This window comes from Sulfuricurvum sp., assembly GCF_028681615.1.
GTDB lineage: Bacteria > Campylobacterota > Campylobacteria > Campylobacterales > Sulfurimonadaceae > Sulfuricurvum.
The window spans coordinates 1-23,049 of sequence record NZ_JAQUHV010000005.1 but is presented as its reverse complement, the minus strand read 5'-3'; the positions used below and the strand labels follow the sequence as shown (position 1 = coordinate 23,049).

26 protein-coding genes are annotated in these 23,049 nt (G+C 40.9%); 18 read left to right on the top strand and 8 right to left on the bottom strand.

The genetic code is table 11. The features are described from left to right. The first annotated feature begins 3 nt into the window (after positions 1-3). The 7 genes from leuB (at position 4) to PHE37_RS07105 (ending at position 5,432) form a co-directional block, all read left to right on the top strand. Positions 4-1,080, top strand: coding sequence for a 3-isopropylmalate dehydrogenase (gene leuB / locus PHE37_RS07135; protein ID WP_299994444.1), 1,077 nt, complete (start codon positions 4-6; stop codon positions 1,078-1,080). Continuing rightward, positions 1,068-1,316 carry a tetratricopeptide repeat protein gene (locus PHE37_RS07130; RefSeq protein WP_298693238.1) on the top strand — a complete coding sequence of 83 codons (249 nt, stop codon included), beginning with the start codon at positions 1,068-1,070 and terminating at the stop codon, positions 1,314-1,316. Before leuB ends, PHE37_RS07130 begins: the two co-directional genes overlap by 13 nt. After that, on the top strand, positions 1,307-1,651 hold the full coding sequence (locus tag PHE37_RS07125) for a hypothetical protein (protein WP_299994446.1): 345 nt from the start codon (positions 1,307-1,309) through the stop codon (positions 1,649-1,651). Before PHE37_RS07130 ends, PHE37_RS07125 begins: the two co-directional genes overlap by 10 nt. Then, positions 1,648-2,487 (top strand): formyltetrahydrofolate deformylase, encoded by an 840-nt coding sequence (purU, locus tag PHE37_RS07120; RefSeq protein ID WP_299994448.1) that lies wholly within the window; start codon positions 1,648-1,650, stop codon positions 2,485-2,487. The genes PHE37_RS07125 and purU overlap by 4 nt, the downstream gene beginning before the upstream one ends. Then, positions 2,488-2,958, top strand: a complete 471-nt coding sequence (locus PHE37_RS07115) for a tRNA (cytidine(34)-2'-O)-methyltransferase (protein WP_299994449.1) — start codon at positions 2,488-2,490, stop codon at positions 2,956-2,958. It begins immediately after the preceding gene. Positions 2,959-3,291: 333 nt separating this feature from the next. Further along, positions 3,292-3,951: a S24 family peptidase gene (locus PHE37_RS07110; RefSeq protein ID WP_299994450.1), complete on the top strand. Its 660-nt coding sequence runs from the start codon at positions 3,292-3,294 to the stop codon at positions 3,949-3,951. Positions 3,952-3,962: 11 nt separating this feature from the next. After that, positions 3,963-5,432, top strand: a complete 1,470-nt coding sequence (locus tag PHE37_RS07105) for an SH3 domain-containing protein (protein WP_299994451.1) — start codon at positions 3,963-3,965, stop codon at positions 5,430-5,432. 10 nt (positions 5,433-5,442) lie between these two features. On the opposite strand, the gene PHE37_RS07100 is transcribed toward PHE37_RS07105, so the two are convergent. Both PHE37_RS07100 and PHE37_RS07095 read right to left on the bottom strand, forming a co-directional pair. Beyond that, the gene (locus tag PHE37_RS07100) at positions 5,443-5,748 is read right to left on the bottom strand and encodes a hypothetical protein (RefSeq protein WP_299994453.1); all 306 of its coding nucleotides are present in this window, start codon (positions 5,746-5,748) and stop codon (positions 5,443-5,445) included. Between the two features lie 70 nt (positions 5,749-5,818). Next, positions 5,819-7,015, bottom strand: coding sequence for a tetrahydrodipicolinate N-succinyltransferase N-terminal domain-containing protein (locus PHE37_RS07095; protein ID WP_299994454.1), 1,197 nt, complete (start codon positions 7,013-7,015; stop codon positions 5,819-5,821). Between the two features lie 104 nt (positions 7,016-7,119). Here PHE37_RS07095 and PHE37_RS07090 point away from each other — a divergent pair, with 104 nt between their 5' ends. Both PHE37_RS07090 and htpX read left to right on the top strand, forming a co-directional pair. After that, positions 7,120-7,605 (top strand): ankyrin repeat domain-containing protein, encoded by a 486-nt coding sequence (locus PHE37_RS07090; protein WP_299994456.1) that lies wholly within the window; start codon positions 7,120-7,122, stop codon positions 7,603-7,605. Further along, positions 7,592-8,482 carry a zinc metalloprotease HtpX gene (gene htpX, locus PHE37_RS07085; protein WP_299994458.1) on the top strand — a complete coding sequence of 297 codons (891 nt, stop codon included), beginning with the start codon at positions 7,592-7,594 and terminating at the stop codon, positions 8,480-8,482. Before PHE37_RS07090 ends, htpX begins: the two co-directional genes overlap by 14 nt. Positions 8,483-8,698: 216 nt before the next feature. On the opposite strand, the gene PHE37_RS07080 is transcribed toward htpX, so the two are convergent. The 5 genes from PHE37_RS07080 to PHE37_RS07060 form a co-directional block, all read right to left on the bottom strand. Further along, complete coding sequence (locus PHE37_RS07080) at positions 8,699-9,439, bottom strand: molybdopterin-binding protein (RefSeq protein WP_299994459.1); 741 nt, start codon at positions 9,437-9,439, stop codon at positions 8,699-8,701. Positions 9,440-9,496: 57 nt separating this feature from the next. Next, the gene (adk, locus tag PHE37_RS07075) at positions 9,497-10,144 is read right to left on the bottom strand and encodes an adenylate kinase (RefSeq protein ID WP_299994461.1); all 648 of its coding nucleotides are present in this window, start codon (positions 10,142-10,144) and stop codon (positions 9,497-9,499) included. A 15-nt stretch (positions 10,145-10,159) separates the two neighbouring features. Further along, positions 10,160-10,732 (bottom strand): adenylate kinase, encoded by a 573-nt coding sequence (locus PHE37_RS07070; protein WP_299994462.1) that lies wholly within the window; start codon positions 10,730-10,732, stop codon positions 10,160-10,162. Between the two features lie 2 nt (positions 10,733-10,734). Then, entirely contained in the window at positions 10,735-12,489 is a 1,755-nt protein-coding gene (aspS, locus tag PHE37_RS07065) for an aspartate--tRNA ligase (RefSeq protein ID WP_299994464.1), read from the bottom strand. Positions 12,490-12,596: 107 nt separating this feature from the next. Further along, a complete protein-coding gene (locus PHE37_RS07060) occupies positions 12,597-12,992 on the bottom strand; it encodes a P-II family nitrogen regulator (RefSeq protein ID WP_299994466.1) in 396 nt (131 codons plus the stop codon). A 206-nt stretch (positions 12,993-13,198) separates the two neighbouring features. On the opposite strand from PHE37_RS07060, the gene PHE37_RS07055 reads away from it, so the two are divergent. From PHE37_RS07055 to PHE37_RS07030, 6 genes are all read left to right on the top strand, one after another. After that, positions 13,199-14,176, top strand: coding sequence for an iron-sulfur cluster assembly scaffold protein (locus PHE37_RS07055; protein WP_299994468.1), 978 nt, complete (start codon positions 13,199-13,201; stop codon positions 14,174-14,176). After that, positions 14,176-15,297: an aldo/keto reductase gene (locus tag PHE37_RS07050; protein WP_299994470.1), complete on the top strand. Its 1,122-nt coding sequence runs from the start codon at positions 14,176-14,178 to the stop codon at positions 15,295-15,297. The genes PHE37_RS07055 and PHE37_RS07050 overlap by 1 nt, the downstream gene beginning before the upstream one ends. Further along, entirely contained in the window at positions 15,287-16,951 is a 1,665-nt protein-coding gene (locus PHE37_RS07045; RefSeq protein ID WP_299994472.1) for an FAD-dependent oxidoreductase, read from the top strand. Before PHE37_RS07050 ends, PHE37_RS07045 begins: the two co-directional genes overlap by 11 nt. 42 nt (positions 16,952-16,993) lie before the next feature. Further along, entirely contained in the window at positions 16,994-17,206 is a 213-nt protein-coding gene (nifT, locus tag PHE37_RS07040) for a putative nitrogen fixation protein NifT (protein ID WP_299994474.1), read from the top strand. 159 nt (positions 17,207-17,365) lie between these two features. Continuing rightward, entirely contained in the window at positions 17,366-18,193 is an 828-nt protein-coding gene (locus PHE37_RS07035) for an AraC family transcriptional regulator (protein WP_299994475.1), read from the top strand. 256 nt (positions 18,194-18,449) lie between these two features. Beyond that, positions 18,450-19,181, top strand: a complete 732-nt coding sequence (locus tag PHE37_RS07030; RefSeq protein ID WP_299994476.1) for a diguanylate cyclase — start codon at positions 18,450-18,452, stop codon at positions 19,179-19,181. Here the strand turns inward: PHE37_RS07030 and nifA are convergent. Next, the gene (gene nifA, locus PHE37_RS07025; RefSeq protein WP_299994478.1) at positions 19,178-20,818 is read right to left on the bottom strand and encodes a nif-specific transcriptional activator NifA; all 1,641 of its coding nucleotides are present in this window, start codon (positions 20,816-20,818) and stop codon (positions 19,178-19,180) included. The genes PHE37_RS07030 and nifA overlap by 4 nt on opposite strands. 146 nt (positions 20,819-20,964) lie before the next feature. On the opposite strand from nifA, the gene PHE37_RS07020 reads away from it, so the two are divergent. The 3 genes from PHE37_RS07020 to PHE37_RS07010 all read left to right on the top strand — a co-directional run. Continuing rightward, complete coding sequence (locus PHE37_RS07020) at positions 20,965-21,513, top strand: redoxin family protein (protein WP_299994479.1); 549 nt, start codon at positions 20,965-20,967, stop codon at positions 21,511-21,513. Between the two features lie 16 nt (positions 21,514-21,529). Continuing rightward, on the top strand, positions 21,530-21,964 hold the full coding sequence (locus PHE37_RS07015; protein ID WP_299994480.1) for an ankyrin repeat domain-containing protein: 435 nt from the start codon (positions 21,530-21,532) through the stop codon (positions 21,962-21,964). After that, positions 21,933-23,049, top strand: a 1,117-nt coding sequence (locus PHE37_RS07010) for a nitroreductase family protein (RefSeq protein ID WP_299994481.1), incomplete at its 3' end; no start/stop codon positions are given. The genes PHE37_RS07015 and PHE37_RS07010, both read left to right, overlap by 32 nt.

The window sequence follows — 23,049 nt, the reverse complement described above, 5'->3', positions numbered from 1 at the left end:
ACTATGAAAACCTATAACATTGCACTCATAAAAGGGGACGGAATCGGTCCTGAAATTATCGACGAAGCCGTAAAAGTTCTTGACGCGGTAGCTGCATGTGAAAATATTGAATTTAATTACCAAGAAGCACTTATGGGCGGATGTGCCGTAGATGCTACAGGCGATCCGCTTCCGCAAGAAACAATTGATATTTCACTTGCCAGCGATGCTGTATTGTTCGGTGCAATCGGCGGGCAAAAATGGGATACTCTTCCAAGAGAAAAGCGTCCTGAAAGCGGATTGCTCCGTTTCCGAAAAGAGTTAGGTGTTTTTGCCAATCTTCGTCCCGCAAATGTCTATGATGAACTCGTGAATGCCAGTTCCCTCAAACCTGAAGTCGTTAAAGGCGTCGATTTGATGGTTGTACGTGAATTGATCGGCGGTATCTATTTCGGTGAACCTAAAGGGCGTGATGAGAACAAAGGCTGGAACACCATGGTTTACACGCGTGATGAAGTGGTCAGAATCGCTCATGTTGCCTTTAAAATAGCAATGGAACGATCTAAGCGGGTCTGTTCAGTCGATAAAGCCAACGTTCTGGATGTCAGCCAATTGTGGCGTGAAGTGGTCGAAGAGGTAGCAACCGAGTACCCGGAAGTAGAGCTCAGTCATATGTACGTCGATAATGCGGCAATGCAGCTTATCCGAGACCCGAAACAATTCGACGTCATTTTAACAGGTAATATTTTCGGAGATATTTTAAGTGATGAAGCGAGTATGCTCTCTGGCTCTATCGGCCTGTTACCGTCTGCTTCTGTCGGTGCAGATATCGGCGTATATGAGCCGATTCACGGTTCAGCTCCCGATATTGCAGGGCAGGGGATTGCCAACCCTATCGCAACCATCGCTAGTGCATCTATGATGCTCCGATTTGCCTTCGGCGAAAACCGTGCAGCGGATCGTATCGATTATGGTATCAAACAAGCTCTTGCTGAGGGCTATCGCACTAAAGATATCTCAGGATTTGATGCTAAAGAGATTTGTTCTACTAGCGAAATGGGTTCTATTATCGCTAATTTCGCAGCAAAATGCAAACTTTAACTCTCGCCAATATTTACGAACTTCAAGGCCTTAAAGAAGATGCCCTTGAAATTTACAAAGAAATATTGAAAAAAGATCCTTCTAATGCGGATGCTAAAATTGCTATCCGCAGACTATCAGGAATGCGAAAAAAATTTTTAGGCGTTAACAACGAAATGAAAGCTTTTTTTGTCCAAATGGATGAAGAAGCAGAATTTATCCAGTTTGAAAGGTGGTTGATGAAAGCATGGAACTAAAAGATGTAATTTTATCCACATTAGCCGAAATTGAAGAGCTATCGACATTATCTGAACCTTCCAATACGTTCGAAGTCTTCAAAGAAAAATCAGAAGTTCCGCACGAACCTGTTGTTCAAACTCCTATTAGGGAAGTTGAAACGATTCATACGATACGGGATGATGAAGCACGTATGCTTGAGGGGATACGAGAACGCTTATTGGTTCTGTTTGAAGGCTTTCAATCTCCAAATAATATCCAGATAGAAGCCAAAGTCGATTTGACGCTTAATTTCTTGGAATACCTTTTAGGAACCATCGACAACCGCTTGGATATGATAAGGATTGAAAAATGAATGAACAATATCGTATCTTAATCCATTGTAACGATGAAAAAGGGCTTGTTTATAAAGTCTCAAGTGTTTTTTTCCACCGTAATCTCAATATCATCTCTAACAATGAATTCGTAGATAAAGCACACAACAAATTCTTCATGCGCAGTGTTGTGGCTGGAGAGATTGCTCCAGACGTACTTAAAAATGAACTTGCTGCGATTTTGCCTTCAAATGCCCATTTAGAAGTAATCGCTCCACGTAAAAAACGGATCGTTTTAATGGCTACGAAAGAGTCACATGCGCTGGGAGATATTCTTATTCGCTATGAAGCAGGCGAACTGGATTGTCATATCGTCGGAGTCGTATCCAATTATGATTTGCTCAAGCCTCTAGTTTCTAAATTCGATATCCCATTTTATACTGTTTCTCATGAAGGGTGTGACCGAGACGAACACGAAAAACGGGTTCTTGCACAACTTTCTGAGTTAGGTGAAATTGACTATATGGTTTTAGCCAAATACATGCGTATCTTGACTCCTCGATTTGTGGAAGCGTATGAAGACAAAATCATCAATATACATCACTCTTTTCTCCCTGCGTTTATTGGAGCCAATCCTTATAAACAAGCGTATGAGCGTGGAGTAAAAATCATCGGTGCAACTGCCCATTTTGTCAATAATCATCTTGATGAAGGGCCGATAATTTCGCAAGATGTAATCCATGTTAATCATGCCTTTGGATGGGAAGAGATGCAACGGCTCGGTCGAGATGTCGAAAAAATCGTTTTGTCCAAAGCCCTCAAATTGGCATTGGAGGATCGTATTTTTGTTCATGCAAATAAAACGATCATTTTCTAAATGTTCAATATCGTTTTAGTAACCCCTCAGATTCCTAATAATACAGGGGCGATCGGAAGACTTTGTGTCAATACCGGTTCAGCTTTGCATCTGATCAAACCTTTGGGATTTGATATTGATGAAAAAGCCGTGCGACGCTCAGGCCTTGATTATTGGCATAAAATCGATTTGCACGTGTGGGAAAATATAGAGCAATTTTTAGAAGCACATCCGAATAAAGAACGTTTTTTCTTTGCTACAACAAAAACGGATCGTCCTTATTTTGATACCGCGTTTCAAGAGGGTGACTACCTCTTTTTTGGCAGCGAAACGTCCGGACTTCCCAGTGAATTATTAGATACCTATCCTAATCAAACGATGACTATCCCGATGACTAAAGAAGGGCGCAGTCTTAATCTCGCTATCAGTACGGGGATTATTCTTTACGAAGCGATCAAACAGAACTTTAACTCTTATAGAAAGATGATGTAATATGTTCCAAATTATAGATACCATTGTACTTATCCTGCTTGTTCTCTTATTAGTCTACATTTTTCGCGGATATCATCTTTCACGATTGGATCGAGACAACAAAGAAGACTAAAACAGCTTTTCTGCCCATTCTCCCATCTTCATCTCAAATCGATCCATCCATCCGTTTGCCTTGCGAATAACCTTTGCCATTGTCAACTCCTTGAGTGATATTAGGCAAATTGTAGATAGATTTAAAAATATTGATATAAAATATGTCATTTTGTCATATAAACTCAATTTTAATGGCATAATTCCTACAATACATTATCAATACTGTAAAAGGATTTCAATATGAAAACATTCAGTGATATCGTCGAAGCAATCAAAGATATTGTCTCTTCCGAATTCCCAGATAAAAAAGTCTTTGATAAAGACGTGGCAGAGTTATTGGAAATTTCGCAAATGAATTTTGCAACTATGAAAAAGCGCAATAAAATTCCCTTTACCGAATTGCTCGATTTTTGTGCTAAACGCTCTATAGCCATAAACTGGTTACTCTATAACCAATCTCCGGAGAGTTTGATTGAACCTACCAACCGCTTTTATATGGTTCGTTATTTCTCATCGGTGAATGCCTCTGCAGGCGGAGGGGCAGAAAATGAGGAACTGGATTACGAACCGCTTATGCTTGAAGAAAACTTTGTACTCTCCCTTGGCGGAGAGAAAGAATTACGCAACATTGAAGCTATAAATGTCTCAGGAGATTCCATGGAGCCTTCTTTTAGTTACAATGACATTGTTTTTGTCAATCGCTCCAAAACAGACATCAGTCGCGGAGGTATTTTTACCATCCGTACGGAGCATGGCCTATTTATTAAACGATTACAAGTCAGGATTGATGGGAAACTTGATATCATTTCAGATAATAAAGATTACCCAACCTATGTCGCGCGTAAAGATGAAGTTGAGATTATCGGCAGAGTCGTAGGGCGTTTCGGCGGAGTGGAATAAGCAGGATAAGAATGAAACATACGATTGGTATTATCGGCGTATTAATTATCTTGGGAGGGTGTGCACCGCATACTCCGCCTGCTTTACCGATACAAACTAAACCACTAGCTCTCATCAACCAAGATACCAATCAAAGTGCATTAAAATTAGACCCTTTTTGTTGCGCACTTCCCCAAGAACTTGATATCAAATTTCCCGAATATGGCCCGAAAATAAATGATTTGGAACGCTTTGAACAAGCCATGGCACCATATGTCGAACAAAACGGAGTGGATCGTGATCATCTGTATGAAGTACAAACTACTTTTAATACGCGGTATTATTCTCCATGGAATTATTCATCTCCACCTGAAAAGGCACAAGAAGCCGCATGGCCTATACGAGCGTTTAGGGGAGGGTATGGAAGCAATCTTCGACCGGTACTGCCTGCATGGTTTGAAGAAATCGGCGATCAGTGTAATTTTGAGTCCTATGGAACCATGAACCAAAAAGCGATAACCCTTAAATGGATGGATATACGAGCACTTCCGACAGACAAACCTCTTTATAAAGATCCTTCACTACCGGGAGAAGGGTATCCGTTCGATCTCCTCCAAAATAGCAGTGTCAACTACAATGAACCGATTTTTATTTCACACACAACCAAAGACGGGGCATGGAGCTATATTTTTACCAATAACGCATCAGGTTGGGTAAAATCAGACGGTATTAGTATCATCAGTGATCAAACCGCAACTGATGTTCAGAAATCCGATAAAGTTTTTATTATTGAAGACAATATCCCTCTCCAAGACTCGGAAAATCGCTTTGTAGCCTATTCGCGCATCGGTATGGTACTTCCGTTAGATCATGAAAACGGAGAAAATTATTACGTTAAAGCCTATGACATTAACAACTCATTTCGAATTCTTACTCTCCCGAAACATGCTGCCCATGTCGGTGTTAGTAAAATTAATAAAACTGATTTGATCACTATCGGGACACAATTACTGAAAAATACTTATGGATGGGGTGGTATGTACGGAGAACGCGATTGTTCTTCAATGATTCGGGATATGTATACTCCATTTGGTATTTGGCTGCCGCGTAACTCTTCAGCACAAGGACGCAAAGGAGAAGTAATCTCATTCGCCGGGATCAGCAATGACGAGAAACTTTCACTGATAAAAAGCAAGGGCGTTCCTTTTGAAACCATTATTTATTTGAAAGGACACGTGCTACTCTATATCGGTGCATATCAAGATAACGTGTTGGTTATGCACAATATATGGGGCGTCCGAACAATTGATAAGAGCGGTAACAAAGGGCGTTTTATCATCGGCAAAGCAATAATAAGTACATTGGAACTGGGCTCAGAATTAGATGAATTTGATCCGGAGAAAATGCTACTCAACAGAGCTGAAAGTATGAATATATTTACGCAGCTACCGCTTACTCTCACACGAGGAAACAAACCCGTATCAAAGAAAAAAGCGTTATAAAGGCGTCCTCTTATCCTCTGATATCCAAAAGAGAACCCAACATCTCATTTTGGGTTCGAATGGCTTGAACATTTGAAGCTGCTGTTTTCTCAATCACTATTTGATCTGTCATCTCTTTCGTTAAATCCGTCTGAGATTTTTCACTTCCGGTTGATGTAGCCAAGGTTGTGTTTGCTTTTGTCCCACCGTTTTGTGTTTCACTGATCGTTGTATTACGCGGTACGTAACTGTCTGTATTTACGTTTGCTACATTTGCAGCACTGTTATTCATGTAGGTTTGATTTGAGATCAAAGAAGAGACATTTGAGCTTATCATCTAAAGCTCCTTGTATATCAGATAAAAAAGTATAATCCCCTCTACCTTAAGAGACAGAAGGGAAATAAAATTAGTGTAAATCGGCGTTAAGTTTTACTTCACGGGTAGAGCGGCGAATAAGTAGTTGACCCGTTGTAGAGTCTTGACGGTAATGGATACCGTTTAATCCGACCAAATCTTTACCTTTGAAACTCGTTCCGCTGAGTGCTTTTGACGGGTTTGCTTCCTGGATTTTAGCAAGTTCTTCGGCACTAACCGCAAATTTTGTTCCTGCCAAGACTGCGATGCCGGCATCTACGATACATCCGTCACCCAGAGCGATTCCTGTAACCGAGTTAGCGCCCAAAAGGGTATTTTTACCGATAGTGACAGGGATTCCGTCTGTTCCGCTCAGAACACCGAGGATTGAAGCTCCGCCACCGACATCTGAACCGTCACCGACAACGGCAGAGCTTGAAATACGACCCTCTACCATACTGACACCTGTTGTTCCAGCATTGAAGTTGACATAGCTTGCTCCCGGCATAATCGTTGTCCCAGCATGAAGTTGAGCACCGAAACGTACTTTTGAATCATCCAATACACGGGTATTGTTGGCAGGGATGATGTGCTGGAGATAGCGCGGGAATTTATCGACAAAATCGATTTTAGGATATTCATTGGCAAATTTGAGCTCAATCTCGTTTTCACGTAACCATTCAAGTTCAATCGGCTGTCCGTCAGACCATGCTACGTTATACAATGCACCAAAGGCACCATTTAAATTAAGGGAACGAAGAGGGGCTTTTGAAGTAGACAGAGCATAGAGCTTGAGATAGGTACCTTCCACACTAGTGCAGGCAACATCATTGAAAAGGATAACGAGACGGAATTCACCCTCTCGCATACCGCGTTCTTGTATTTGGTTGTACAGAGCAGAAACGACTTGAATATTTTTATGAGCATCACCAAACGCTTCATCAGCATAAGGAGTGAATGCATTCAAACACCCTTCTAAAAATTTTGATGTAACGGGAATAATCACTTCATCAGCCGTAAAATCAACATTAAACCCTTGTTCTTGAGCACTTTTAATAAAGATAGCCGCACTTCCGAAGTTTTCATTCCAATTGATATGAGGATAAGTCGCTTGGAGTATTTTTGAACTGTCAAGCTGACCGAAATCGACACGGCAGATTCCGAATGCAAGTGGATTTTTATACCCAGTAGTGTTTTGAATCTCTTGTACGCACGCTTTAAATGCTGATTCGGTCTCTAAAATTTCCATATTCACTCTCTTGTTATAAAATTAATATGGGATTTTACCATAAGAGCCTATGGATGGGTTGAATCTTGCGTGTTATACTTCGATATATTATTTATGGATAAACAATGGAACAATGGATCAATTTATTAAAAGCAAACGATTATCTCGGTATAAAAAAGTATCTTAAAAATGGAGCAAATGCAAACGAGGTTGAAGAAAACGGAGAGTCCGTTATCTGTTTTGCAATGCGCTACCATTGCGACCCTGAAATCATTGATCTTTTAATAGAAAACGGCGCTGATATTTTCCATACTGATCATGCTGGTGTCAGCGTCTTTGACGTCGCAGTCACTTATAATAATCTCCCGTTGATTGAGCTCCTGATCAACAGGGGATTTGATGTGAATCATGCAACACGTCAGAGCGGTTTTACACCCCTTATGGGAGCGGTATGCTATGGACGTGTGGAAGTAATCAAAAAACTTCTACAGATGGGAGTAGATGTAGAATCACGTGATGCGTATGGACTTAACGCACTTGATTTTGCTCGCAAAATGCATAAAAAATCCATTTTAGCACTTTTAGAAGGCAAAGAAGATGGAACAGTTTAAAACATTCGTATTATTAGCTTCACTCAGTGTTTTACTCGTTTTGATCGGTGGGTATCTGGGTGGGACAGGTGGAATGTTCATCGCACTCATTATGGCTGGAGGTATGAACTTTTATGCCTACTATTTTTCCGACTCAATGATTCTCAAACATTATGATGCACAAGAAGTTGATCCACGTGAAGCTCCAATGCTCTATCGTGTCGTTGAGCGTCTGGTCGAGCGTGCCAATCTTCCAATGCCTAAGGTGTATATTATCCATGACCACATTCCTAATGCTTTTGCAACAGGACGAAATCCAGAGCACGCTGCAGTTGCGATTACAACAGGGTTACTGGAGCTTCTTACTGAAGAAGAGATCGAAGGGGTTATGGCACATGAACTTTCACATGTCCATCATCGCGACATTCTGATTGCTACTATTGCCGCTACCATAGCCGGAGCGGTTGCATTTATAGCCAATATACTCCAATTCGGTGCAATGTTCGGACGAAATAACCGAAACAGCAACCCGATTATTATGATCGCAATGGCAATACTTCTTCCGATTGCCGCTAGTGTCATTCAAATGACTATCAGCCGTTCACGTGAATTCATGGCGGATGAGGGGGCGGCTCGTTTAAGCGGTCATCCAGAATGGCTGCAAAGTGCGCTCATAAAACTTTCAAATTATAATCAGAGAGGAGAAGTGCAGGGGGCGACTCCGGAGAATGCGCATTTGTTTATCGTTAGTCCTTTTGACGGAAAAAACTTTTCTTTTTCAAACCTTTTCCGGACACATCCAACGACACAAGAACGCTTAGAACGTTTAGAAGCACTTAAAATGGAAGTTACCGTTGACAACAGACGCAATAAACTCTACGATAGACACTATCAATAGTCGTATACTAGTCCGTCTCAATTTTAAATGTAAAATGGGATTTCTTTGGCAAATCGCTTTTAGGTTTTTTTAGAAAAGTGTGACGGTAAATAATATACAAAGCCGCACTTAACCCCAGCACGATTAGCAAATAGCTCATTATACTCATACATTCTCCTACTTACTTTACTATAAAGTAAATCGGCATATATAAAAAAATATTTATATTTATTAATTTTAGATAATTTTATATGCAATCATTTTTTCATTCAATGCATCAAGAAAGAGCTGAAAACTTGATTGTGATAATATCATGTCTGTAGATGCAACAGATATCTCTACAGTAGGATTGCCACCGTTCATCATCGGTAAAGATGAAAAATCAACACGACTGTCAAGACGATGCATAACATCAATTAAGGTATTTTCACCCGTTTGCGCGATTAATGTGTGACGATATGACATAATGGATTCCGGATAAAATCGAGTTAATGCTTCCTCAACCATAGGATGGGACATTTCCGGGAATCCCGGCATAAAGAAATAGCGGTCGTCTAAATAAAATCCTGACATATTATTGATAACGTTATGGAGTAGACCAGAATTTTTAGGCAGTTCTGCCATATGAACACGATGTGGATAAGCAGCTTCACCGAAACGTTCGATTATATGCGCATGAAAAGAGGCATGCGGTAGCAGAACACCGTCACTAAAGACATCTGCAGCAATTTGGCGGGTAAGATCATCCGGAGTAGAGCCGATACCGCCAAAGCTAAACATGACACTATCAGGATCATTTTTAATCATTGTAAATGCATTATGGATCAAAACGGGATCATCTTTAATAATAAAAGAGGAAAAGAGGGTGTGCCCGCGTTGCAGCAATGCATCCCGTATGAATACAAAATGTTTATCTTCACGACGGCCGTTAAGGATTTCAGTACCGATAATTACGGCATAAAAATGGGGAGTTTTCATGAGGGAGATTATATCATACAGAATAGATTCAACCGCATCAGCGGCGAATCAAAAAAATTATTTGAGTTGTGAAAGAATCTCTTTCTCAACAGTTTCAATCGGTTGTGTGCCGTCAATTGTAATATATTTAACAGATGTGTCATTAGCTGAAACACCTTTGTAATAATTAACCAAAGGAGCGGTCTGTTCATGATAGACACGTAAACGATCCAGAACGACTTCCGCTTTATCATCAGCACGTTGTACTAGTTCTTCACCGGTCTCATCATCTTTTCCTTCCACTTTTGGCGGATTGAAAACAACATGGTAGGTACGTCCTGATGCAAGGTGGGCACGACGGCCTGACATACGTTCGACGATTACACTATCGGGAACATCAATTTCAATAACAGCATCAATTGCTACACCGGCTTCTTTAAGAGCATCTGCTTGAGGAACAGTACGTGGAAAACCGTCAAGTAGAAAACCGTTTTTGCAGTCGTCTTCGAGAATACGTTCTTTAACCAATCCGATGATAATTTCATCCGTAACCAATTTTCCGGCATCCATAAATGATTTGGCAAGTGTCCCTAGTTCAGTTCCAGCTTTGATCGCTGCACGGAGCATATCGCCCGTAGAAATTTGAGGAATATCGAATGCTTTGGTCAAAAACTGGGCCTGAGTCCCTTTTCCTGCGCCTGGAGCGCCTAAAAGTATAATTTTCATATTAATTCCTATTAATTAGATTTTAGATTCTATGTAAAGTTCCATCTCATCAACGATTGCTTCGATCGATCGTTCGCCATCAATTTTTTTAAGAAGGTTTTTGGATTCGTAAAAATTTTGAATCTCTAACAACGGATCGGTATACACTTTCATGCGGTTGTTAAAAATTTCAACTTTATCATCAGCACCGCGAGAACGGCCAATAACACGATCACGTGCTACATCTTCGCTCACAACCACCTCAATGACACTTACGAGTTCAATGTCAGAATCATTTGCGAGAAATTTATCAAGCTCATTCATTTGTTCAAATGAACGGGGATAACCGTCAAATAAAATAACGTCTGACGGAGCCTCTTTAATTGCACTGGTTATTGTTTCAATGGCAATTTCAATCGGTACAATATGCCCTTTACTGATAAAGCTGTTGATCAATTGACCGCGTTCAGATCCGCTGGCAACTTCAGCACGAAGCAAATCTCCGGTAGAGTAATGGACAATTTCTTCATCATTACGTTCTGCAATGATTTCTGCATCAGTCGTTTTTCCTGAACCCGGTGCACCAATGATCAAAAAAAGTTTTTTCATTATTACTTCGCAGTCTCGCGTAAACGTATATGAAGTTCTCGTAATTGTGTCAACTCTACCGGACTAGGTGCTTTTGTCATGATACAAGAAGCTTTTTGTGTTTTCGGGAATGCGATGACATCCCGGATACTGTCTTTTTTGGAAAGAAGCATCATAAAACGGTCGAAACCGAGTGCGAAACCACCATGCGGAGGCGCACCGAATTTCAATGCATCAAGAAGGAACCCAAATTTTTCTTGAGCTTCTTCTTCACTGATACCGAGTAGACTGAAAATTTGTTCTTGCAATGCCTGCTTATGGATACGGATTGATCCACCGCCGAGTTCCGTACCGTTAAGAACGATATCATATGCGATCGATTCAATATCTTCAAGGTGCTCATGATTCAGATCACGCGGCATAGTAAACGGGTGGTGTAGCGCTTTGACACGACCGTCTTCGATTTCAAACATCGGGAAATCGACTACCCAGACAAATTCGAAACGATCTTTGTCAATCAGATTCATTTTTTCATGTTCCGCTATAAAGATACGGAAACGTCCCATATAATCCCATACGGTTTTTTTGTCACCAGCACCGAAGAAAACAACATCACCCACTTCCATACCGGTACGATCGATAAGAAGCTGTAAATCTTCTGCAGAGAAGAATTTCTCAAGCGGACCTTTAAGACCATCCTCTTTCATTTGGAAATATCCGAGGCCTTTTGCTCCGAATTTGCGCACATAATCTTCAAAGCTTTTCATTTCACGTTTAGAAAATGCTAAATCCGCCCCAGGAACACGAAGCGCTTTAATGCGGTTCATTTTAGGATTAGCAGCGATTGAAGTGAATATTTCATTGTCACAACGTGCAAAAATGTCGATGACATCTACCATTTTGAGGTCGTAACGCAAATCCGGTTTATCCGATCCGTACCACTCCATAGCATCGTTGTACTTGATGCGGTTAAACGGTATTGTGACCGTGTGTCCGGCACTTGCGAACATTCCCACAATCAGCTCTTCGGCAACGCGAATAACATCTTCTTGATTACAGAAACTCATTTCGACATCGATTTGGGTAAATTCCGGTTGGCGGTCGGCACGGAGATCTTCATCACGGAAACATTTTGCAATTTGGAAGTAGCGATCAAACCCGCCTACCATCAATAATTGTTTAAAGAGTTGAGGAGATTGGGGAAGGGCATAGAATTCACCTTCGTGAACACGGCTTGGTACGAGATAGTCACGTGCACCTTCAGGAGTCGATTTGGTCAAGATAGGGGTTTCGACTTCCAGAAATCCTAAGCTGTCAAGTACATTACGCGCTGCGATTGCTGCTTTGGAACGGAGTAAAAATGTATTATACGATGCAGGATTGCGTAGATCCAGGTAACGATATTTGAGACGGATCTCTTCGCCGACAGTGTTATCTCCGATACCGAACGGGACCGGTTCACTGCGATTTTCGATAATCAGCTCGTTTACTACCACTTCAATAGCGCCGGTTTTAAGACGCGGATTTACAAGACCTTCACCACGGTTACGGATACGTCCATGTGCGATCAAAACAAATTCATCACGTACTTCACTGGCAAGTTTATGAGCGTGTGCATTATCAGCAGGATCACAAACGAGTTGAATCAATCCACTTTTATCACGCAAATCGATAAATACGATACCGCCATGGTCACGATAGCTGTTTGCCCAGCCGCATAATACAACGTCCTCTCCGACGTTCGCTTCACTTAAATCAGTACAAAAATGACTTCTCAAATCAAAGTCCTTAGATTATATTTTTCGCAATTATAGCAGGTAGAAACTTTTGGTTTAATAATAGTGCGAGTACACCGCCTAAAAGGGTGTACTAAAAATTAGGCAGATTAGCTTGAAGGTGTATCTACAGCAGTGAAGAAAGTATTACTTTTTGTGGTTGTTCGAGGTATCGGCTGTGTCAATGCCGACTCGTCTTTTTCACCTGTTCGGATTCGCTCAACTTCTAGTACCGGCGTGACCCACATTTTACCTGCACCGTGACCCAAATCCTGAGTATGTGCCCGAATCGCTTCCATAGCGATAAGCTTTGTTTTCTCGTTTGATACAACAATCAGGATCATAACTTTTGGGTACAAATCCGGAGCATTGTTTTTTTCGGCAATTCCAAGAGAGCCCTTTCCGATTACTTCGGTAACCGTTACTCCTTCGATCTCATTATCGAATAGTTCACGAAGAACATCATTTAAACAGTGGCGGTTAAATACAGCAGTAATCTGGACCATTTTGGACCCCTTTAAGTGGTTTGTAATGTGCTATTATAAATTGAAATTGAGTGGCCATTCACTTATATATTGATTATTTTATAAGCAATTCATTTTATTCGTATGCATAGCATGTTCTAATTCAAAGATCACTACAAAATTGTCATCCTCTAACTAGAACGTCATTTGCAATGATTGGGGTAATATCATCCATCAAGGAGCAATCAATGGCACGAGACACGTTAATCGGCGGAGCATTATGGGAAGAGTACTCAACAGAGGTACAGCGACGGATGAACGATCCTATAAATATGGGAGAGATTACACAAGAAGAAGCTGATGCGGCAGAAAAAAAATTGATCATCGCCGACTTCGGTGCAGAAAGCTGCGGTGATGCCGTCAGACTATATTGGATGATCGATCCTAAAAATGATGTTATCGTCAAAAGCCGCTTTAAAAGTTTTGGATGCGGAACTGCAATAGCAAGTTCGGACATGATGGCAGAATTATGTATGGATAAAACAGTTGATGAGGCTTTGAAAATCACTAACATCGACGTTGAAAAAGCACTCCGTGACGAAGAAGATATTCCTGCGGTACCTGGGCAAAAAATGCACTGCTCGGTTATGGCCTACGACGTTATTAAAAAGGCGGCTTCCATCTATAAAGGTGTTGATATGTCAGAGTTCGAAACGGAATACATCGTGTGTGAATGTGCCCGCGTGAGCCTTGATACCCTTAAAGAAGTCATTCGTCTCAACAAACTGGAATCTATTGAACAAATTACTGACTATACAAAAGCAGGCGGATTCTGCAAATCATGTATCAAACCGGGCGGGCATGAGAAAAAAGATGTCTATCTTGTCGATATGTTGGCTGAAATCACTGCTGAACTCCAAAAAGAAGCCATCAGTAAAAAAATCAAAGAAGCAAAAGGTGACGGAAACTTCAACGCTATGAGTTTGGTCCAAAAACTTCGCAGTATCGAATCTATTCTCGAAGAATATATTCGTCCTACACTTAAAGCAGATAACGGCGATGTTGAAGTTATCGATCTTAAAGAGGTTGAAGACGGACATGAACTGTACATCCAGTATAAAGGAGAGTGTATGAGCTGTTCAATGAACACAACCACAACCCTTGCAGGAATGCAGGATATGCTTAACTTTAAACTCAAATCAAACTTGCGAGTGATGGTGGTCTAATGTCACACGCGACAAAAGAGGGAACATTCGGATATCTAAAAAAATTCGGTAATTATTCTAAAGATTTTTACCGTTTTAATGGAGAACTCTTCTTCCCTTCGCTAGGAATCGGAACCTATAAAGCCGAACCGTATAAAGAAGATAATTATATTATCAACTATGCCGAAGCCATCAAAATGGCACTTCGTCATGGGATTAATTTTATCGATACGGCAATAAACTATCGATATCAAATGTCTGAACGGGAAATAGCTGAAGCATTGAACGAGATGTTTAAAGAAGGTGATATAAAACGCGAAGAAGTGATCATTGCTTCTAAAGCCGGATTTATACCGCTTGATTTTCCTTTTCCTGATAATCCGTACGGTTGGATACAAGAGACGATTATCAATACCGGATTAGCGGATAAAGATGAGATTGTCATTGATCAACATTGTATGTCTCCGAATTTTCTACGTTGGAGCTGTGAACAATCACTGCGTAATCTTGAAATCGATACGATTGACATTTTCTTTCTTCATAATCCGGAAACACAACTGGGATATGTTAATCAGGAGACATTTTATAGTCGAATAGAAGATGCTTTTAACCTGTTTGAGGAACTCCGAAAAGAGAATAAAATTGTCAGTTACGGAATTGCGGCATGGAATGGATTTTTATATGAAGAAGATCATACCGAATATGTTTCATTAGCAAAAGTTGTTGAAATTGCACGTCGTGTCGGTGGTGAAAACCATGGGTTCAAATATATCCAAAGTCCGTTTAACCTTGCAAAACCACATGCTTACGGGTATGCAAATCAAAAATGCGAGGATTCTCTGTTCTATCCATTAATGCATGCATGCGCAAAATTCGGTTTGACTTATATCGGCTCTTCACCGCTTTTGCAAAAAAATCTCTTCAAAAGAGCCTTTTCACCGAATGTTGCTGAACTTATGAAGACCAGTGAATTAAATGATGTTGCAAGTGCACTGCAGTTTGCACGCAGTGCAGGCGGGATTTGTGCCGTATTCGGTGCGGTTGATCCTGCGCATGTTATTGATAATGCTGTATTGGCGTATCTGCCCGAAGCATCTATAGAATCCGTAAACACCCTTATGCGGGGTGCTTATGCTGTATGATGTGATTGTTGTCGGTAGCGGGATCTCAGGTTTATATGCAGCGCTAAGCGCAAAACGTGCGGGACTCAATGTCGCACTCATTTGTAAAAGCAATCCATTACGTTCCAACTCAGCCGTAGCATCAGGCGGCATCAATGCCGTCCTTAAATCTACACGTCATGATTCGTGTCGAGAACACATTGCCGATACACTCAAGGGTGCAGACAAACTTGCCCGTTTTTCAGCGGTAAGCTCTATGGTCACAGGCGGTGAAGAGATTATTAATGATCTCCTCTCCATGGGTGTAGTTTTTGACTGTAACGATGAAGGTAACGTAGCACAGCGTCCATTTGGCGGGACAAAAGCAAAACGAACTTGTTATATTGCAGATAAAACCGGTGCCGCAATCACTCAATCTTTATTAGTGCAATGTCGTAAAGAGGGGGTAAAACTATTTCCCAATCATATGATGCTCTCAATCGCTACTTTTAAAGACAAAATGTCCGGAATCACGATCCTTCGCCGTCGTGATTCTCAAGTGATCGCTTTTGCATGCAAGGCACTTGTACTAGCCGGCGGCGGTTATGCCGGTATATACAGAGGGCATTCGACAAACTCTCAAGAGTCAAGCGGGGATGTTATCGCCATAGCATTACGAGCAAAAATGCGATTGTCCAATATGGAGTTTGTGCAGTTCCATCCGACGACTTTGGTCGGAAGCGGCACTCTTATCAGTGAAGCGGCAAGAGGTGAGGGTGCTTATATTGTTGATGAAACCGGTGAGCGCTTTACCGATGAACTGCAGACCCGCGACAAACTCTCACGAGATATAGTCCTACATCAGTTAAAGGGTCATACTGTCTATCTTGATTTTAGACATTTGGGTGAAGAACTGATCGATAAAAAACTCCCATCAGCTCGAAAACATGCACTGAACGGTGCAGGGATCGATATTCTAACCGAGCTTTTACCCATCACACCATCTGCCCACTATACCATGGGGGGTATCTGGAGCCGTAACGATACATCGATCGATATGGAAAATGTATTTGTTTGCGGAGAATGTGCTCAAAGCGGTGTACACGGAGCAAATCGTTTGGGTGGAAACAGTTTACTTGAAGCCGCTTATTTTGGGCGTGTTGCGGGTACACAGGCCTCTTCCGCAGCCAAAAAAGGGGTATTCCATCCCATTGACTATGCACAAGTGGCAAAAGAATTACGTTATGTTGATATGATTGTAGAGGGTGAAAGCCGTTTTAATATCAATACAATGCGACGTAATCTCGGAAATAATCTCTATAAAAATGCCGGGGTGTTTCGAACCCATGATTCTTTGGCCAATGCTCTTGAATATGTCCATTATTTAATGAAAATGTCCTCAGGACTGTGTTGCGTTAATAAAGACCGAAGCGACAATGTCGAACTGATGTCCATTATCGAACTTCGCAATGCTCTCACCGTCTCTGAAGCAATGCTTATGAGTGCAATGGCACGTGAAGAGAGCAGAGGGGTACATTATCGTGATGATTTTCCTCAAACGGATGATAAGAATTATGAAGTCGACACCATTGTTCGTCGTTTAGCTGGAACATTCTTGCGTATCACATTTGAAAGTCATCTCTCATCGGATTGGTGGTATAGGATTCGCAAGTTTTTTCATACTCAAATAGGGTAGTGAATTTCGTTATTGTTTTTAAATCTATAAAAGGAAAATGTTATGGCAAAAGTTATGTTACGTTACGATTCAAAAGGGGCAATCTCTTTTTATGTTGCTAAAAAAGATATGGAAGAGACCATTCTCAGTGCAGAATTCGATACGGATGAAAAATGGGGCGGTGAGGTAAAACTCAGCAATGGGGAAACATGGTTTATTGAACCGGGGGTTAAAAAATTTCCGTCTGAAGTCATGGCTGTACGCCGAGAAGAATAATTCACACTACTTATAACCTATCCAAAATCGGATAGGTTTTTACCCATCTTAATTTTAATCTACAATATATCATTATAATTCTTTTTAATTGACGGAATTTTACAAGACATTTATCCTTCCGTGCTTTATTATTACCGCATTCAAAAGGATTTACATTAAATGAATATTATTTGCCACGAAAGCCCTTTTATTGATTCTATCTTTCATCTTCCGCTTAAGTCTTATAAAGAAGATGATAAATTCCAATTTATCGGCGCACCTTCTGTCCATGAACATATTATATTGAATGACAATTGCGCTGTTATTTCTTTTGAGATCAATGGCAAAATCCATGAGTTTAACAGTGATTTAGTCTGTGGTAAATTTACCCATCCCCCTAAGATAAACATCATATTTAAAAATACTGCTAAAAAATTGACCATTATCCGTTTAAAGTCATGTGGTATGTTCAAGTTAACCGATGTGCCTGTTTCATCTATGATCGATACGATTGTTCCCCGTTCATCCATCGATAAAGATTGTGTTGTCAATCAAAAAGGTGACAAATACGTTCAGATGATTGATAGTATTATCAGCAGTGAAGAGAGTCTGAAACAATCCTATCTTACAACTCAACAAATCATTCAATATATCAATACACATTTTTCGCACCTTCCGACAAATGTGTCCGGTGTCATTGCAAAAGAATTTAATATTTCTGAAAGTACGTTACGACGTTATTTTAAAAAATATCTCGGCATTAATCTTTCCACTTATATCATGACCGTCAAACGTAAAAAAATGATTCAATCCTTATATGAAAACAACTACGATTCTATGAGTGTGAGAGAAAGCGGCTATTATGACCAATCCCATTTTTTGAATGATTTCAAACGTCTTTATGGAATTCCGTTGAAGCAATATTTCAAAAATATGAAAATTTTGCAAACACAAGCACCTGAATTTATGAAATTTGTATATCACTGCAATATTCAAAGTGATATCTAATCCAATGAGTTTGATTTCCAAGGACTTATCGGTATCCCATATGACGCCGATAGGCCATATATTTTCACAAAATCATAGTGTTCGTTTTTTTAATGATCACGTACTTCTTCAAGAAATATTTAATTATTTCACAACCAACCCAGCAGATGTCGTAATTATCCTTCATGAAACAAAACCGATCGGCATTATTACCCTAAAAGACATGGTTCATTCTCTTAAGAACTGCGATAATCTTACACGACCAGCTAGAGAGATCATGAGTTCACCGGTTAAAACGTTTTATTGTTCTATGTCAATTGCGGATGTATTAGACGAAATGTCCCAAGCTGAATATGACAAAATTGTAGCTATAAATGAAAAGCAAGTTGTAATCGGCGTGATGGATCGGCGTCATTTATTGTCGTTATGTTATACACAACTTACCCCTTTGATTAAACATGAGCATAATATCATCCATTCCATGTTGGGTTTAGCAGGAGAAAATGAACGTAGTTTATTGAAATTGGCAACGACTGACTCTCTAACCGGTATCGGGAACCGTCGATTATTTGAGGAGATTTTTCAAGCACATCAAAGTCTTGGCGAGCGTTTCGATGTAACCTTGTTTTTACTGATGTTTGATATTGATAATTTCAAAACCATTAATGACACATTCGGTCATGTCGTCGGTGACTCGGTCCTAAAAGAGTTGACGAAATTAGTCAGCCAATCAATTCGTAAATCTGATATATTTATTCGCTGGGGCGGAGAAGAATTTACAATATTACTGCAATATCCGGATCCTATGAGTGTCATGAATATTGCTGAACATATTCGTCAAACCATTGATCAACACAGTTTTACAACGAGCGTACACGTTACTTGCAGTTTTGGAATGACTGCGATCTATCCGACCGATAGCCTTGAGCAGGTAATTGAACGGGCAGATAAAGCACTTTATCGTGCAAAAGTCGATGGCAAAAATACAGTCAGGATGGAAATTTCTTAAATTTCTATCCCGTATTGTTTGATTTTATACCCGATTTGTCGAGCACTCATACCTAATGCCCGCGCCGCTTTTGTCTGAATTCCGTGCGAATCGATCAATGCCTGTATGATAGATTCTTTTTCCAGCTCTTGAAGGCTTTTTCGTGTAACCGGCCCACCGGGTGCTGGAGGAGGGGGTGTACTCGGCGCAGCTGCATACGTTGGAGCAGGTGCCATCATTGCAACAGGTACTTCAGGCTGCTGCATATAAAGTTTTTGATAATTAAACGGAAGAACATGACTTAACATCTCTGGCTGGATTTCACCATCCGGACAAATCAATACAATACGCTCCATCGTATTTTGAAGTTCTCGGATATTTCCGGGCCATGGATAATCCAAAAGAAGCTCCATCGCACCTTTTGTAAAATGCATCGTTTTTCGATGTTCTTTCATAAAACGGTTTAGATAATGTTCGATCAACAGTTTGACGTCTTCATATCGTTCACGTAATGGCGGAAGATTGATAGGGATAACATTCAAACGATAAAACAAGTCCTCACGGAACTCGCCTTTTCGTACCATCTCCTCCAAATTACGGTTTGTTGCGGCAACCAGACGGACATTGGTTTTGATCGTTTTATTTCCACCGACCCGTTCGAATTCCTGTTCTTGAAGAATACGGAGCAGTTTTACTTGAAGCGATGGTGTAATATCTCCGATTTCATCCAGAAACAATGTACCTCCATCTGCCAACTCAAATCGTCCTTTACGCATCTCACGAGCATCCGTAAAAGCCCCTTTTTCATGACCGAAGAGCTCAGACTCGAGAAGGGTTTCACTGATGGCGGCACAATTCAGTTTAATAAACGGCCCGTTTTGTCGACGACTGAGATTGTGAATCGCGGTTGCGATCAACTCTTTACCGGTTCCTGTTTCCCCGCGGATCAATATCGTCGCATCAGTCGGTGCAACGGTATTAATCATCGAAAAGACCTGTTGCATACGGGTAGAACGTCCAACAATATTTTCAAATTTATAATCTTTTTGCATCTCTTCTTTGTAGTAGGTTTTCAGTTCCGTCAATGATTCTTTTTCTTTCGTAATCGTTTGCTGGACTTTGAGGGAACCTACAAAAAGAGATCCGACGATGGTGAGCATTCGGACGATCTCATCAAAATTCAGAGGGCTTTTTTTCCCGATATTGGCAGAAATTACACCGATAACCTCATCATCTTGCAACAGCGGTACGGCAACATACGAGACCATCTGTGTCGAAATATTCCCCATTTTATTGAGGTAATTGATATTGTTATGGATATTTTCGATTACGATCGGTTCACGACTCTTAGCGGCCAAACCGGTTGCACCTTCACCGAATCGGTACGAAGCCATTTTTTTCTGATAAGGCTCAAGATCGATGGATGCCAGCAATTCAAGTTCGTCTACATCCTCTTTTTTTCGAAACAATGCGCAACGCTCTAAATATCCATGCTGTTTGAGTCGGCGCATCGCTTTTTCGATATTTTCATTAATATCGATCGTGCTGGTAAGCGTAACGGCAACTTCATAAAGTAGATTAATCTCTTTATACGCAAAGGTAAGCGCACAGGTATTGCACTCTTCACGATTTGGTATATTCGCATCAAACGTCATCATTTCAAAATCTTTTCTCTATATGTTAAGATATTTAGTATTGTAGTACAAATCGCGACAATGAACGTACATTCATGTGAACAAAAAATAAACAATTTATAGAACTGTTTTTGCACTGGATTATCAAAATGATCCAATAAGGAGACAAAATGCAAATTACCGTTCACGGAACACCTACAGCGTTAGAGGGAAAAGAGATGACAATATGGCGTGAAGCCCCTGCGGCACGCGTTACAAACTTAGACGGCAGCCAGAATGTCATCGGAATGATCGCTCCGACGGCACAGCTGTTAATTGCAATCCCATCGCTTAAAACCGAAGTGTGTTCATTGGGTGCTAAAAAGTTCAATGACCTTATAAAACAATTTAAAAAGCTCAAAACTGTCATGGTTACAACAGATGATGCCGAATTTGTGAACGATTTTGTCACACGTGAAGGAATTGACGGAGCTGATGTCGTTATCGATACGAATCGTGATTTTGCAAAAAAATTCGGTCTTCTAATCACCGAGGGAAAACTCAAAGACAGACTTGCACGCGCAGTATTTGTAATCGATCAGGAAGGGATGATCAGTTATAAAGAAGTCGTTGCAGAAATTACAGATGAAGTCGATTATGACAAATGCATCGAAGCGGTTGATAAAGCTGCCAATTTTAAGAAAAAAGGGCACGACCACGAAAATTGGATGGGTGTCTAATATTTAGGGGGATATCATGGTAGAGCAATACATTACATGGCTTCATGATCATGGGTTTCATCCGGACGATATCGAATATCGCGGTTTTAACGGGAATACGCCTCTGTTGCTTGCATCATTGCAGGGAAATGCAATGATGGTATCTAGGCTAATCGAAGCCGGAGCGGACCTATATGCAATCAACAATGACTTTAACGGTGTATTGTTTAATGCCTGTTATGCCAATTCTCCCGAGGTCATCCGTCTCTTGGTTGAATCAGGAGCCGATATCAACGATACCAATGAAGAGGGGACAACGGCATTGATGTATGCTGCTTCCGCTTCACGCGTTGAGTGTGTCAAAATGCTTCTCAGTCTCGGTGCAGATACCAAACTCCATAATGAAGACGGTTTTAGCGCTATAGAACTGACGAGTAACCGTGACGTATTCTTACAACTTCGAAGTGCGTGAGCAAACTCTATTAACTCCACAGTGGGTTGCTAACCAAAAATCTTTTTTGGATTGGGATACGCAGCCTGCCTCCTTTAAACATTATCCTCATTTTTGTTATCGCGTGCGTTTATCGGATCATCCCTCATTGCAGTGGCTGCTACACACACGTTTTATTAATGATGAACGGCTCGTAGCACATAAGCCCTATCGTCGTCTTAATGTTCCATCTGCAGGCAATCTCCATCCGATTGAAATTTATGTACAGCTCCGTAACATCCCAGGAATATTAAGCGGTATCTATCATTTGGACGTTTTAAGTATGGAACTGGTGATGATTGCCGAAATTGCAGGGGAGGGGCTAGAACCCTACCTCGGAATGCAAACTCGCTTCAGCGGAGCAATCGTGATGCTCTCGCTTGTCCCTTTTCGATCCAGTTGGAAATACGGACTCCGTTCTTGGCGATATCTCTATCTCGACTTAGGGCATCAGATTGCTGCTTTAAGTACATCCGTACGACATTTTGGATTAGAACTTACAAAAATGTCTCCGAAGGAAGACCTTAATCGCTTGATGGGGATGGGAGATGAAGAGTTTATAGCCGCCGTTTATGGAATCGGTGAGAATTCGATACGTCCCGTCAAACCGTTGCACAAGCCTATGATGAGAGTTCAGCCGACCGACTATTCTGAGTCACTTCCATCTTTAATCTCAACCCTCAAAGCAACACCGCCCTATATCAGCATACCGACAACCCATGGATATGAGAAATTTGAGTCCTTCAATCTCACCCGTCGCAGTGCCAGAGAGTTCGATCCAAATCAAATGAGCGATGATACAATAATGGAATTGATGTGTTTGAACATTCCGGACTCATTAGAAATCATACCTGTCGTTCTTCAGGCACATACTATGCAATGTGGTGTGTATCTAAACGGAAAATGTGCCGTGAACGGTAATTTTATCTCTGAAATACTCCACTTACTTTTAGAACAGCGTTTTATCGCAGGTGCGAATATGGTAGTATTAATTTATGCGGAGAATTTTTGTGCATCGTCTCATATTGAAGCGGGCATCTATGCACAGGAACTCTATATGGCGTGTG